Source organism: Montanilutibacter psychrotolerans (assembly GCF_003719825.1).
Classification (GTDB): Bacteria; Pseudomonadota; Gammaproteobacteria; order Xanthomonadales; family Xanthomonadaceae; genus Montanilutibacter; species Montanilutibacter psychrotolerans.
Genome location: NZ_RIBS01000005.1, coordinates 335,227 through 350,066, shown reverse-complemented (window position 1 = coordinate 350,066; position 14,840 = coordinate 335,227). Strand labels below are relative to the sequence as shown.

Below are 14,840 nucleotides of genomic sequence, written 5' to 3'. Positions count from 1 at the left end.
CCGGCTCGGCAGCCACGCCGATCGGGCGCCCGATCGGCAACACCCGGTTGTACGTGCTCGGTGCGAACCAGCAGCTGCAGCCGATCGGTAGCGTGGGCGAGCTCTACATCGGTGGCGCCGGTGTCGCTCGCGGCTACTTGAACCGACCGGAGCTGACCGAGGAACGCTTCATCGCCAATCCGTTCGGCCCGGGCCGGCTGTACAAGACCGGCGATCTGGTGCGCTACCTGGGCGAGGGCGATCTGGAGTTCCTCGGCCGCATCGACCATCAAGTGAAGATCCGCGGCTTCCGCATCGAGTTGGGCGAGATCGAAGCCGAGCTCCTGCGCCAACCCGGCGTGCGCGAAGCGGCCGTGCTGGCGCGCGAGGACGAGCCGGGCGACAAGCGGCTGGTCGCATACCTGGTTGCCGCTGCCGATGGCGCCGCACCCAATGCACATGGCCTGCGCGAAGCCTTGGCGCAGACCTTGCCGGACTACATGGTGCCGGCGGCCTACATGGTGCTGGAGGCGCTGCCACTGACCGGCAACGGCAAGATCGACCGCCGCGCGTTGCCGGCTCCAGGAGATGTGGCGTTCGCACAGCGCGACTTCGAAGCTCCGCAGGGCGCGGTCGAGACCATGCTGGCCGCGATCTGGAGCGAGCTGCTGGGCGTCGAGCAGGTGGGGCGGCACGACAACTTCTTCGAGCTCGGCGGTCATTCGTTGCTGGCTGTGCGCTTGATGGGCAGCCTGCGGCGCGAACAGCTGCATGTCGATATCCGAGCCTTGTTCGCTCAGCCGACGCTGGCCGGACTGGCGGTAGCGGTGGAGAACGCAAGACGCACCGGCTCTGGCGACGTGACGGTGCCCGCCAATGGCATCCCGTCGGGTTGCGAAGCGATCACCCCGCAGATGCTGACGCTGGTCGATCTCGATCCGGCGCAGGTCGCGCGCATCGTCGACGCCGTGCCCGGCGGCGCGGCCAACGTGCAGGACATCTATCCGCTGGCTCCGTTGCAGGAAGGCATCCTGTTCCATCACCTGATGCAAGCGCAGGGCGACGCGTATCTGTTGTCGACCACCTTGTCGTTCGACTCGCGCGCACGCCTGGACGGCTTCATGCGTGCGCTGCAGCAGGTCATCGACCGCCATGACGTCTTGCGTACCGCTGTGCTGTGGGAGGGCTTGACCGAACCGGTACAGGTAGTGTGGCGCGAGGCCCGATTCGAAGTGGGAACGCCGAACCTGCCTGAAGGCGATGTGGCGACCCGATTGGCTGAGTTGGCCGATCCGCTGCACACCCGGATGGACGTGCACCAAGCGCCGTTGATGCGCGGCCACGTCGCGTTTGACGAACGCGGCGAGCGCTGGCTGCTGCAACTGGTGCATCACCACCTGGTGCTGGATCACACCGCGCTGGACGTGCTGTTGCACGAGATCGGCCTGATCGTGACCGACCGGGCGCAGGAACTGCCGGAGCCGGTGCCGTTCCGCAACTTCGTGGCGCAGGCGCGGCTAGGTGTGAGCGCGCAGGAGCACGAAGCCTTCTTCAGCCAGATGCTCGGCGATGTGGACGAGCCGACGGCGCCGTTCGGCATGCTGAAGGTGCAGGGCGAGGGCGAGAACGTACAGGAAGCGCAGCTGCCACTCCCGCGTGCGTTGTCGCAACGTTTGCGCCATCAGGCCCGCACCTTGGGCGTGAGCACGGCGAGCCTGTTCCATTGGGCTTGGGCACAGGTGTTGGCCAAGACCACCGGGCGCGACGACGTGGTGCTAGGCACGGTGCTGTTCGGCCGACTCCAGGGCGGTGCGGGCGCAGAACGCGCGATGGGCTTGTTCATCAACACCTTGCCGATGCGCGTACGACTGGGCGAGATCGGCGTGCAGGACGGCATCCGCCAAACTCACGCCACGCTGTCGGGCCTGCTCGGCCATGAGCACGCCTCCCTGGCCCTGGCCCAGCGCTGCAGCGACTTGCCGGCGAGCACGCCCTTGTTCTCGGCGGTGATGAACTATCGTCACAGCATCGAAGCCGGCGACGAAGCCGACACACCGGCCTGGGCGCAGGGCGTGGAAGTGCTGTCGGCTGTCGAGCGCACGAACCACGTGCCGTTCATCCTGGCGGTGGACGACCTCGGCGAAGACTTCGAGTTGAAGGCGCTGATCGAGCGCCCGATCGACCCGCATCGGATGTGCACGTATATGCACCGCGCGCTCGAATGCCTGGTCGAGGCACTGGAGCACGCGCCGCAGACGCCGTCCTGGCAGATCGAAGTGCTGGGCCAGGCCGAGCGTCATCAAGTGTTGGTGGCGTGGAACGACACGCAACAGAACTGGCCGCATCCGGACGACTGCATCCACGAGCTGTTCGAGCGACAGGCGCAGGCCACGCCGCAGGCCATCGCGCTGGAGCAGGGCGATGAGCGGCTGAGTTACCAGGAACTCAACGAGCGCGCCAACCGCTTGGCGCGCCATCTGCACGTGCTTGGCGTGAAGCCGGACGACAAGGTGGCGATCTGCCTGCAGCGCAGCGTGGAGATGGTGGTCGCGATGCTGGCGGTGTTCAAGGCAGGCGGTGCCTACGTGCCGCTGGATCCGTCGTACCCGCAGGCACGGTTGGACTACATGTTGCGTGACAGTCGGCCGCGAGTCCTGGTGACCACGGCCGCGCTGCAGGATCAACTGCCGGCCAGTCCCATCCTCTGGCGCACGCCGGTGGTGGACATGACCGAGGCCGCGCAGTGGCAACAGCTTCCGCACGACAACCTCGAACCGGGAACGCTGGGCCTGAATCCATCGCATCTGGCCTACGTCATCTACACCTCGGGTTCGACCGGTGTACCCAAGGGCGTCATGGCCACGCATCGCGGCCTGTGCAACCTGGCGCAGGCGCAGATCGCCGGCTTTGGCGTCGAACGCGACAGCCGCGTGGTGCAGTTCGCCTCCTTCAGCTTCGACGCGTGCGTCTCGGAGGTGGTGATGGCGCTGTTGTCCGGCGCCAGCCTGCATCTGCCGCCGCCCGGCGTGCTGGCCGGAGTCGAACTCGTGGAGTGGCTAGATGCAAACCGCATCACCCATGCCACGCTGCCGCCGGCGTTGATGGTGAGCTTGCCCGCCGATGCCGCGCTACCGCAGTTGCATACGCTGATTCTGGCGGGCGAGGCGACCAGCGCTGCGCAGGTGCAGCGGTGGGCTCCGGGCCGGCGACTGATCAATGCCTATGGCCCGACCGAAGCCACGGTATGCGCCAGCATGCACGACTGCGACGCGGCCGCGACCACCGCGCCGCCGATCGGCAAGCCGATCGCCAACGGCCGGCTCTACATCCTCGACGCCCACGGTCGGCCTGCGCCAATCGGCGTGGCCGGCGAGTTGCACATCGCCGGCGTGCAGGTCGCCCGTGGCTACCTCAACAAACCCGAGATCACCGAGGAGCGATTCGTCTCCGATCCATTCGTCGAAAATTCCGACGAGCGCATGTACCGCACCGGCGATCTGGCCCGTTGGCGTCCCGACGGCACGATCGACTTCCTCGGTCGCAACGACCACCAGATCAAGGTCCGCGGCTACCGCATCGAGTTGGGCGAGATCGAGGCCAAGCTCCTCGCTCAACCCGGCGTCCGCGAAGCCTTGGTGCTGGCACGGGAAGACGCTTCGGGCGACAAGCAGCTGGTCGCCTATGTCGCAGACGCCGCAGACGCGGAACTCGACGCGCAGGCCTTGCGCCGCGCGCTCGCCCAAGCGTTGCCGGACTACATGGTGCCGGCCGCGTGGGTGGTGTTGCATACCTTGCCGGTGACGCCCAACGGCAAGATCGATCGCAAGGCCTTGCCGCTGCCCATGACGGCCGGCCTGATCCAGAACGCCTATGAAGCGCCGGAGGGAGAGACCGAAACCGCGCTGGCGCAAATCTGGAGCGAGCTGCTCGGCATCGAACGCATCGGCCGCCAGGAACACTTCTTCGAACTGGGCGGGCACTCGTTGCTGGCGACCCGCTTGATTTCGAGAGTCCGCAGCGAGTGGGACATAGAAATTTCCCTGGTGACGGTCTTCTCGAATCCTCGTCTCTCGGAATTCTCCGAAGCCATCGTCGACTGCCAACTTTCGCAATTCGATGCCGACGACATCGAATCGATCGTTGCCCAGCACAGAGGTCTGGTTGAATGAACAATGCAACTCTGAAGAACATGACGCTCGCCGAGCGCGAGGCAGTGCTTCAGGCGGCCAAGGCCGCCCGCACGAAGACGAAGCCTTCGGCGCGCCCAACGGGCATTCCGGTGCGTACGGCCGCACGCCAGCATTGGCCGCTGTCGTTCGCTCAACAGCGCCTGTGGTTCATCGCGCAGATGTGGCCCACCGCGCACTCGCTCTCGTTCGGCTTGAGCTTGCGCGGACCGCTGGACAAAGAGGCGCTGCAGGCAGCATTGGATCGCATCGTGCAGCGTCACGAAGCGCTGCGCACGCGTTTCGAAGTGGCGAACGATCAACCGGTGCAGTGCATCGCCGAAACAGCGGGCTTCACCCTGCTGCATCACGATCTGGCTGACGGACACGAGACGGTTGATCACTGGCAGCGCATCGAGGCCAACACGCCGATCGACCTCGAGCACGGGCCGATGATCCGCGGTCGGTTGTTGCGCCTGGACGAACAGGATCACGTGCTGCTGCTGGCGATGCACCACATCGTCTCCGACGGCTGGTCCATGGGCATATTGGCCAGCGAGCTCGATGAGTTGTATCGGGCCTACGCGGTGCAGGGGCTGTCGCCGACCATCGATCCGCTGCCGGCGCTGCCGATCCAGTACGCGGACTACGCCGTGTGGCAGCGCGATTGGCTTACCGATGAGGTGCAGCAGCGGCAAGCGGCATTCTGGCGCGAGCAACTGGCCGGCGCGCCGGCACTTGTCAGCCTGCAGACCGACCGGCCGCGTCCGCCCGTGCAGGACTATCGCGGCGAGATCCTGCCGATCGTGTTCGATCGCGAGTTGACTGCCGGACTCAAGGCACTGTCGCAGCGTCACGGCACGACCTTGTACATGACCCTGCTGGCGGCGTGGGGCGCGCTGGTAGGGCGGCTGGCGGGACAGGACCAGGTCGTGATTGGTTCGCCGGTGGCCAATCGCACGCGCCAGGAAATGGAGCCGCTGATCGGTTTCTTCGTCAACACTCTCGCGCTGCACCTGGACTTGAGCGATCAACCCAGCGTGGCGCAGTTGCTGGGTCAGGTGCGCGAGCGCGTGCTGCAGGCGCAGAGTCACCAGGACCTGCCGTTCGAGCAGGTAGTGGAAGCACTGAAGCCGGAGCGCACGCTGGCGCATACGCCGATCTTCCAGCTCACCTTCGCCTGGCAGAACACGCCCGATGAGAGCCTGGCCTTGGATGGCCTGAGCCTGCAGGTTCTGCCGTCGAACAACGGCGAGCACAACGCCCAGTACGACCTGGAGTTGGATCTGCACGAAACCCAGGCGGGAATCGCCGGCACGCTGGGTTTTGCGAGTGCTCTGTACGACCGGACCACGATGGAACGCTATCGCGACTACCTGGAAGCGCTGCTGCGCGGCATGGTGGACAACGATGCGCAGGCGATCGATGGCATCCAGATCCTGAGCTTGGCGGAACGGCAGCAGGTACTGACGGCGTGGAACGCGACGCAGCGCGATTATCCGCAGGACGGCTGCGTGCACGAACTGTTCGAGCGACAAGTCGCTGCGGCACCGCAAGCGGTGGCGATCGAGTTCGAAGGTCAAAGCCTGAGCTACGGCGAGTTGAACGAGCAGGCCAATCGTCTGGCGCATCAGCTGATCGCACAGGGCGTGCGCGCCGAGACCCGGGTGGCGGTGGTGATGGCGCGCGGCCCGGGCCTGGTAACGGCATGGCTCGCGGTGCTGAAAGCCGGCGGCGCCTATGTGGCGATGGATCCAGCTTACCCGCAGGAACGCCTGGCCTTCATGCTGGACGACAGTCGCCCGCGCGTCGTTCTCACCCAGGCGTCCTTGCAAGACCAGCTTCCGTCGTGCAGAGCGTTGATGACCGCCAGTGTGCTGGTCCTGGACGAGCCGACCTGGCTACAGCGACCCACCACGAATCCAGAACGCGGGTCGACGGAACTGCAAACCAGTCACCTGGCCTACGTGATCTACACCTCCGGTTCGACCGGACGCCCGAACGGCGTGATGGTGGAGCACCGGCATCTGGCCAATCTGATCGGCTGGCACGGCGAGACGTTCCCGCTCGCGCCGGGCGAACGCAGCTCGAGCACGGCTGGCGTCGCGTTCGACGCCTGCACGTGGGAGGTGTGGCCCGCGCTATGCCAGGGCGCGACGCTGGCGTTGCCACCTTCGGCATCGGCGGGTGATCCGTCGGCGTTGTTGTCGTGGTGGGAAGCGCAGGACCTGCAGACCAGCTTCCTGGTGACCGCGCTGGCCGACACGGCCTTGGCGCGAGGGCACGGCAAGCGTCAAGGCCTGCGCACGCTGCTGACCGGCGGCGATCGTTTGAGTCGCTTGCCGACGGCGGACCTGCCGTTCGCGTTGGTGAACAACTACGGCCCGACCGAAGCGACGGTGGTGGCGACATCGGGCCTGACTCGTCACGACGACGCCGTCATCCACATCGGTCGGCCGATCGCGAACACCCAGATCTACCTGCTGGACCGTCACGGCCAGCCGGTACCGGCGGGCGCACCGGGCGAGATCCACATCGGCGGCGCACAGGTGGCGCGCGGCTATCTGAATCGTCCGGAGCTGACGCGCGAACGGTTCGTCGAGGACCCGTTCGCGACGCAGCCCGATGCGCGGATGTACAAGACCGGCGATCTGGGCCGCTGGCGATCGGACGGCACGATCGAGTACCTCGGACGCAACGACCATCAGGTGAAGATCCGCGGCTTGCGTATCGAGCCGGGCGAGATCGAAGCGCAGCTGGCCAGCCAACCCGGCGTGCGTGAGGTCGCGGTGTTGGCGCGCGAAGATGCGCCCGGTGAGGTGCGTCTGGTGGCCTACATCGTGTCCGCGGACGATACGAAGCCCGAAGCGCACGTCCTGCGCGAAGCATTGGCGCAGGTGCTGCCCGATTACATGGTGCCGGCGGCCTACGTGGTGCTGGAGGCGCTGCCGCTGACGCCAAACGGCAAGCTCGACCGCAAGGCATTGCCGGCGCCCGATGGCGCGGCGTTCGCGCAACGCGTCTACGAGGCACCGCAAGGCGAGGTCGAGACCACGCTGGCGCAGGTCTGGAGCGAGCTGCTGCGCGTGGAGAAGGTGGGGCGTCATGACAGCTTCTTCGATCTGGGCGGACACTCGCTGCTGACCGTGCAGTTGATGTCGCGGGTGCGCCAGCGTCTCGGCGTGGAGATGGCGGTGTCCAGCCTTTTCTCGCATCCCGTGCTGCACGAATTTGCTGCTCAGGCGGGCCAGGCGCCATCCAGTGCGCAGCCCGCGCTCATGCCCGCGGTGCGGCCGCAACACCTGCCGCTGTCGTTCGCGCAACAGCGGTTGTGGTTCATCGCGCAGATGGGCACCGAGGCCAGCACCGCCTATCACATGCCCGGTGGCCTGCGTTTGCGCGGCCCGCTGGACCAGGCGGCGCTGCAAGCAGCGCTGAATCGCATCGTGCAGCGTCATGAAGCCTTGCGTACCCATTTCGAACTGGTGGATGGCCAGCCGGCGCAGCGCGTCGACGAGGCCGCAAGCTTCGCTTTGATCCACCACGATCTCAGCAACGACCCTCTATCGCCGGAAGACGCCATCGTTCATTGGCAGCGCATCGAAGCCGATGCGCCGTTCGATCTGGCCGATGGCCCGCTGATTCGTGGCCGACTATTGCGCCTCGGCGAACACGATCACGTGCTGCTTCTGACCATGCATCACATCGTGTTCGACGGCTGGTCCCTGGGAGTGCTGACCGGCGAGCTCGCCGAGCTGTACCGCGCGTACACGGTGCAGGGCCTGTCGCCGCTGACCGATCCGCTGTCGCCGTTGCCGATCCAGTACGCGGACTACGCCGTGTGGCAGCGCGACTGGCTCACGGGCGCGGTGCAGGAGCAGCAACTGGCGTTCTGGCGCGAGCAGCTGGCAACCTCACCCGCGTTGGTCAACCTGCAGACCGACAAGCCGCGTCCTCCGGTGCAGGACTATCGTGGAGACAGCCTGCCGATCGAGTTGGATGCGCAGCTCACCGCATCGCTCAAAGCCTTGTCGCAACGCCACGGCACGACGCTGTTCATGACCTTGCTGGCGGCCTGGGGCGCGTTGGTGGCGCGATTGGCGGATCAGGACGAAGTGGTGATCGGCACGCCGGTCGCCAATCGCACACGCGCCGAGGTCGAGCCGCTGATCGGGTTCTTCGTCAACACGTTGGCGATACGTCTGGATGTCAGCAAGCGCCCCAGCGTGGCCGAGTTCCTGGCCCAGGTGCGCGAAGCCGTGCTGCAGGCGCAGAACCATCAGGACCTGCCGTTCGAGCAAGTGGTCGAAGCGCTCAAGCCCAAGCGCACGCGAGCGCACAGCCCCATATTCCAGCTCATGTTCACGTTGCAGAACGCCTCGCAGACGGCGTTCGAACTGGATGGGCTGAGCCTGGAGGAGCTGCCGGTTCCGCCGGCCAACGCCAAGTTCGACCTCACCCTGGAGTGGCAGGAGGCGCAGGATCGTCTCGCCGGCAGTCTGTGCTTTGCGACCACCTTGTTTGAACCGGACACGATGCAGCGTCATCTGGGCCACCTGGAGGCGCTGTTGCGCGGCATGGTGCGCGACGACGCACAGGCCATCGATGCGATCGCGATCATGGGCGAGCCGGAGCGACATCAGGCGCTGAAGGCGTGGAACGACACCAAGCGCGCCTACCCGCAAGACCGATGCGTCCACGAACTGTTCGAGCAGCAGGCCGCGAGTACGCCGGATGCGGTGGCGCTGGTGCACGAAGGGCTGCAACTGACGTATGCGGAACTGAACCGCCGCGCGAACCGGCTGGCGCACTACCTGCTGGCACAGGGCGTGAAACCGGAGGATCGGATCGCGCTGTGCATGGAGCGCAGTCCAGAGCTGATCGTCGGGCTGTTGGGAATCCTGAAGGCAGGCGCGGCTTACGTGCCCCTGGATCCGAGCTATCCGGCCGCGCGCCTGGCCCATCTGTTGCAGGATGCGGCGCCAGTGATGCTGTTCACGCAGGAGCGCCTGAAAGGGAAGCTGCCGGAAAGTGCGTTGCGCACAATCGCGTTGGATGCGGACAACGACGAGATCGAGCTTGCGCCCGACGGCAATCCTGATTCAGTCGCGCTCGGACTGAAGCCCCAGCAGGCGGCGTACATCATCTACACCTCCGGTTCGACCGGCGAGCCGAAGGGCGTGATCGTGCCTCACCGTGCGATTAATCGTCTTGCGATCGACAATGGATACGCAGCGATCGGCAGCGACGATTGCATCGCTCATTGCAGCAATCCGGCATTCGATGCCTCGACCTTCGAGATCTGGACGGCATTGCTCAACGGGGCACGCGTGCTCATTCTCGCCAAAGAGGATCTGCTGGAACCGGCGCGGTTCGCCGCAGCGTTGCGGTCGCATCAGGTCTCGGCCCTGTTCCTGACGACGGCCTTGTTCAACCAGTACGCGGTCGCCCTGCCTGGGATCTTCGGTGGTTTGAAGTATCTGCTGTTCGGCGGTGAGCGTTGCGATGCGGGGATCGTCCGCCAGCTGCTGCGCGACGGTGGGCCGGAGCATCTGCTCCACGTTTACGGCCCAACCGAAACAACGACCTTCGCAACCTCGCACGTGGTCGCGGCCGTGGCGGACGATGCACTGACCGTGCCGATTGGCGGGCCCATCTCCAATACCACCGTTTACCTTCTGGATCGGCATGGCGAGCCGGTGCCGGTCGGAGCGGTCGGCGAGATCTACATCGGTGGCGCGGGAGTGGCGCTTGGGTATCTGAAGCGGCCTGAATTGACCGCCGAGCGATTTGTGGTCGATCCGTTCCAGCCCGATCCGCACGCCAGGATGTATCGCACCGGCGATCTCGCACGCTGGCGAACAGACGGGGGCATCGAGTTCCTGGGCCGCAACGATCATCAGGTAAAGATCCGCGGCTTCCGCATCGAGCCGGGCGAGATCGAAGCGCAATTGCTGCTGCATGGCCAAGTGCAGGAGGCGGTCGTGCTCGCACGCGACGACATCTCCGACGGCAAACGCCTGGTGGCTTACCTGACGCATACCGGGATCGCGCCGGAGATCGAAGACTTGCGCACGCACCTGCAGAAAACGCTACCCGCGTACATGGTGCCGAGCGCATTCGTAACGCTGGATGCGTTGCCGCTGACGCCCAACGGCAAGCTCGATCGCAAAGCGCTTCCGGTGCCGGACGCCGATGCGCTGCCGCGGCGCAAGTTCGATCCGCCGCAAGGCGAGGTGGAGATCGCGCTGGCGCAGCTGTGGAGCGAACTGCTGCGGGTGGGGCGGGTGGGGCGCAACGACAACTTCTTCGAACTGGGCGGACACTCGCTGTTGATCACCCGTCTGATCGACGCGGCGCGTCGGCGCGGCCTGATCATGGACTTGCGCCAGGTGTTCGATGCCCCGACGCTCGCAGCCCTCGCGGCCGTGGCAATGCCGGGCGAGCAGGGGGCGAACGCGCAGACCAATCTGATACCGGTCCGAATCGCCGGAGCCCAGGCGCCGCTCTTCTGCTTCCATGAAGGTTTCGGCAGCGTGCTGGCCTATGAACGGCTGGCCCGCTTCATCGACGCCGACATCCCGGTCTACAGCATCGAAGCCAGGGCGATGCACGAGGACCCGCCGGTCTACCGATCGCTCGTCGACATGGCGCGCGACTACCTCAAGCAGGTCCTTTCCGTGCAGCCGGTGGGGCCTTATCGGCTCGCCGGATGGTCGGGTGGCGGACTGGTGGCCTACGAGATTGCGCGTGGGTTGCTCGAGCTAGGCGAATCGGTGAGCTACCTGGGAATGATCGATACCTACAAGCTCAAGCCGGAGGACCTGGAAGGCGAGATCGCCGAGACCAAGCACTATCTGATCCGCACGCTCGAGTACTTGCGTCCGGATCTGTCGCCAATCGTCCTGAGGGGGCTGCTCGCGTTCGACAATCTCGACGCGATGGTCGCCGAGTGCCATCGCAACGGTTGGCTGATGCCGGAAGTGACCAGCCACGAGATGGATCGGCGTTTCCAGGTCGCCAACGACATCGCACGCGCCTGTGTCGAGTACACGCCGTCGTTGCTCGCGATGAACGTCGATCTGTACAGCGCACAGGAACCAGCTCGCGCCGACCGCAGCAATGGCTGGTCGGCACTGCTTGGGCCGCGCCTGACGATCACTCAGGTGGGCGGCACCCATATGTCGATGATGCAGGACGACACGCTGATCGCCCAGATCGCCGGCCCCATGAACCAATCGCTGCGCGTCACCCATGACGCGCCGACCCGTCCTGCGCAGACGGAGTCGCGCAGCGCCGACTTCACTCTCTCCCAAGGAAAGGTATGACCCAGAAGACCTTCAAGTCGCTCGCTCCAGGAATCCGCAGCATTCCGCTGATCAATTCGTGGTTCGCGCACATGTATCTCGTCGCCCCGTCGACGTTCGGGCACTACACGCGCTACCACCTGGACCTGCTGGACTCCTTCGTCGACGATCCGTCGCAGCATCTGGAGTCCATCAAGATTCCCGAACTCATCGGTGGCCCGTTCATCAACTACACCGGCGATCCGGCCGACATGGCGAAGTTCCGCGACCGCACCCGCGAGCGCTGCGGAACCCAGTTGCGCGGCGCCGAAGCGATCAACGGCATGTACCAGATGCTGCTTGCACAGGCCAAAGGGTCGGGCGTGCCCGGCCTGTACGCGCAGGTCGACGAGCTGATCCGTCACGGCGTCGAACTTTCCTACGACGTCTGCAAGAATCCCGTCGCGCGCATCATCGAGAAGGTGTTGTACGAGAGCCCGCTCTACGATGCCTCCCTGCAGACCTGCATTCTCGAGAAGGCGACTTACGAGCCGCGCACCTTCGTGTTGAGCACCCCGCAGATCCGTCGGCAACCTTCCTCGGTGGAACTGCGCCTGCCGTTCGGCGATCCGCTCTGGAACCACATGAGCAGCGGCAGGCACGACATCGGCGAACTGCTCGAGATGCTGCGGCCCCACATCGACGATCCAGCGCGGGAAATGCCCCTGCTGGAGGGAATGTTCATCGATCACCCGTCCAGGCCAAAAGCCGACGATCTGGCCGCAGACAAGGTGCGCGTGCGCTATTTCGGTCATGCCTGTGTGCTGGTGGAATGCGCCGGCGTGAGCGTGCTCGTCGACCCGCTGATCAGCTATCCCGGCGAATCGACGGTCGATCACTTCACCTTCGACGATCTGCCCGCGCGCATCGACTACGTGTTGATCACCCACCCGCACCAGGACCATGTCGTGCTGGAAACGCTGCTGCGCCTGCGCAGCAAGGTCGACCACGTGGTGGTCGGGCGGGCCGGCGGCGGCAACCTGCCGGACGTGTCACTCAAGCTGATGTTGAACTACTGCGGCTTCGGGCAGGTGATCGAGCTGGGCGAGTACGAAAGCATCGAGTTCGAGGGGGGGCGCATCATTGGCGCGCCGTTCTACGGCGAGCACGCCGACCTGGACATTCGATCGAAGCTCGCCTTCGGCGTGCAGATGCACGACGTGAATTGCCTGTTCTTCGCCGATTCCAACCCGCCCATGGCGGAGTTCTATGCGCCGTTGAAGAAGCTGATGCCGCGCATCGATTGCCTCTTTCTCGGCATGGAGTGCGTCGGCGCACCGGCGACCTGGCTCTATGGCCCGCTGCTGCAGAAGATGCTGACCCGCGGCGAAGACCAGTCGCGCCGCCTCGACGGATGCGATGCCGCCAAGGCGCTGGAAATGCATCGCTACTTCGACCCCGAGCGCATCTTCGTCTACGCAATGGGTGCGGAACCCTGGCTGACGCATATCACCAGCATCCTGTACTCCGAAGAGTTGCCGCAGTTCAAGGAGGCGAGGGTGCTGGAATCGACCGTGCGCTCGCAGGGCCGTCAAGCGGAAGTCCTGTATGGCAAGAGGGAGCTGCTGCTTTGAACGCCCCCCGTTCGTCCCTGGGCTCGTTGTGGCGGCTGCTGCGCCTGGCCAAGCCGTCCGGCGTGCTGCTCTCGACCGCAGCTGCCATGAGCCTGGTGTCCGTCGCCGGTACGCTGGCCTTTCCGGTACTGACCAAGCAACTGGTCGACGAACTTGCAAAGGGTGCCGTCGATACTTCCAGCATCACGCTGCTGGCAGTGGTCATGCTCGCCGGGGCGGTCGCTTCGGCGTTGTCGGCCTACCTGTTGAGCCGCGTCGGCTACGATCTGATCGCCGCCTTGCGCACCTTGTTGATCGACAAGCTGCTCAGACTGCCCGTGGCGTCATTCGACCAGGAAAGCACCGGCGAGCGAGTCAGTCGCGTTCTCAACGACTGCCAGTCGATCTCGGAACTGGCGACTCGGCAGGCGATCAACCTGCTGAGCGGCGTGCTGGTGCTGGTGGGTTCCATCACCGTGCTGATGTTTCTGGATACCTGGCTCACGCTGACGGTTCTCGGCTGCATCGTGCTGGCCTTCGGCGTGGTGCTGCCCCTGGTGGCGTTCCTGGAAAAGTTGGCACTCAGCACCCAGGACCGCACCGCGAAGCTGGGCGGCATCTTGACCCATGTCCTCTCCGAGATCCGTCTGGTGAAGGCGTTCACGGCCGAATCGCGCGAACGCGAGCGCAGCCGGCTGGAGATCCAGGACATACGCAACCTCGGCATCCAGGTGGCGAAGATCAGCGCGGTGCTCGGACCACTGATCAGCCTGTCGCTGACCGCGGCGATCCTGGTCGTTCTGATCTATGGCAGTTCGCGGGTGAGCAACGGCAGTATCAGCATCGGCACGCTCACGGCGTTCATTCTCTACATCTTCAATGTCGCCGTGCCGCTGATCCAGCTGACGACGTTCCTGGAGGAACTGCAGAAGGCCAGGGGCGCTTCCACGCGCATCGCCGGGCTGCTTCAGGGTACGGAAGAATCCACCGGGGGCGAAGCCGTGGCCAGCAGCCACGGGACGCTGGAGTTCCGCAACGTGTCTTTCAGCTATCCCGGACGCGAATCCAAGGTGCTGCACGAGATCAACCTAGTGTTCCAACCGGGAACGACCAGCGCGCTGGTCGGTGCCAGCGGCAATGGCAAGACCACCGTCCTGTCGCTGATCGAGCGGTTCTACGCGCCGACCGACGGCAGCATCCTCTACGACGGCAAGTCGATCGGTGACTTCGCACTGGCCGCGTGGCGGGAGCGCATCGGCTACGTGGCACAAAGCGCGCCGATCATGCCGGGCACTGTGCGCGACAACATCCTCTACGGACTCAGCGACGATTTTCCCGACGACATGGTGAACATGGCCGCCGAGAAAGCTGGAGCGTTGGCGTTCATCGAGCAGATGCCGCAGGGGTTGGACACCATTCTGAGCGAGCAGGGCGCAAACCTTTCAGGAGGGCAGCGGCAGCGTATCGCCATCGCCCGGATGTTCCTGCGCAATCCCGACATTCTGATACTGGACGAAGCCACGTCGAGCCTGGATAGCGAGACCGAACATCAGGTCAAGCTGGCGCTGGAGTCCCTGATGCAGGGGCGCACCAACATCGTCGTCGCGCATCGCCTGTCCACGGTCATCCATGCCGACCGGATCTACTTCCTCGATCGTGGACGCATCTCGGGCTCAGGCAGCCACGATGAGCTGCTGACCACGCATTCCCACTACGCGCGTCTGGTTTCACGGCAGTTCCGCGAACCGGTCCGCGAGGCAGTGGAGGAGCCGCTGCTCGAAGCAGATGCAGGTTGA

At 65.2% G+C, this 14,840-nt stretch carries 4 protein-coding genes (1 of these 4 running past the window's edge); all 4 read left to right on the top strand.

Going from position 1 to position 14,840, the window contains the following annotated elements:
* Tightly spaced (each overlapping or abutting the next), the 4 genes in view from EER27_RS12595 to EER27_RS12580 form a layout consistent with a single transcriptional unit that may run on beyond the window.
* On the top strand, positions 1–4,148 hold the final stretch of the coding sequence (locus tag EER27_RS12595; RefSeq protein WP_190285780.1) for a non-ribosomal peptide synthetase. 15,247 nt of this gene lie to the left of the window's left edge; only the last 4,148 of its 19,395 coding nucleotides appear in the window; the start codon falls outside the window, past its left edge; it ends in the stop codon at positions 4,146–4,148.
* Positions 4,145–11,473 carry an amino acid adenylation domain-containing protein gene (locus EER27_RS12590; protein ID WP_123088454.1) on the top strand — a complete coding sequence of 2,443 codons (7,329 nt, stop codon included), beginning with the start codon at positions 4,145–4,147 and terminating at the stop codon, positions 11,471–11,473. Before EER27_RS12595 ends, EER27_RS12590 begins: the two co-directional genes overlap by 4 nt.
* Positions 11,470–13,065 carry an MBL fold metallo-hydrolase gene (locus EER27_RS12585; protein WP_123088453.1) on the top strand — a complete coding sequence of 532 codons (1,596 nt, stop codon included), beginning with the start codon at positions 11,470–11,472 and terminating at the stop codon, positions 13,063–13,065. Before EER27_RS12590 ends, EER27_RS12585 begins: the two co-directional genes overlap by 4 nt.
* Positions 13,062–14,840 carry an ABC transporter ATP-binding protein gene (locus EER27_RS12580; protein WP_148041022.1) on the top strand — a complete coding sequence of 593 codons (1,779 nt, stop codon included), beginning with the start codon at positions 13,062–13,064 and terminating at the stop codon, positions 14,838–14,840. Before EER27_RS12585 ends, EER27_RS12580 begins: the two co-directional genes overlap by 4 nt.

Coding starts and splice junctions, on each gene's coding strand:
- EER27_RS12585 (WP_123088453.1), top strand. CDS start 11,470: ATGACCCAGAAGACCTTCAAGTCGCTCGCTCCAGGAATCCGCAGCATT.
- EER27_RS12590 (WP_123088454.1), top strand. CDS start 4,145: ATGAACAATGCAACTCTGAAGAACATGACGCTCGCCGAGCGCGAGGCA.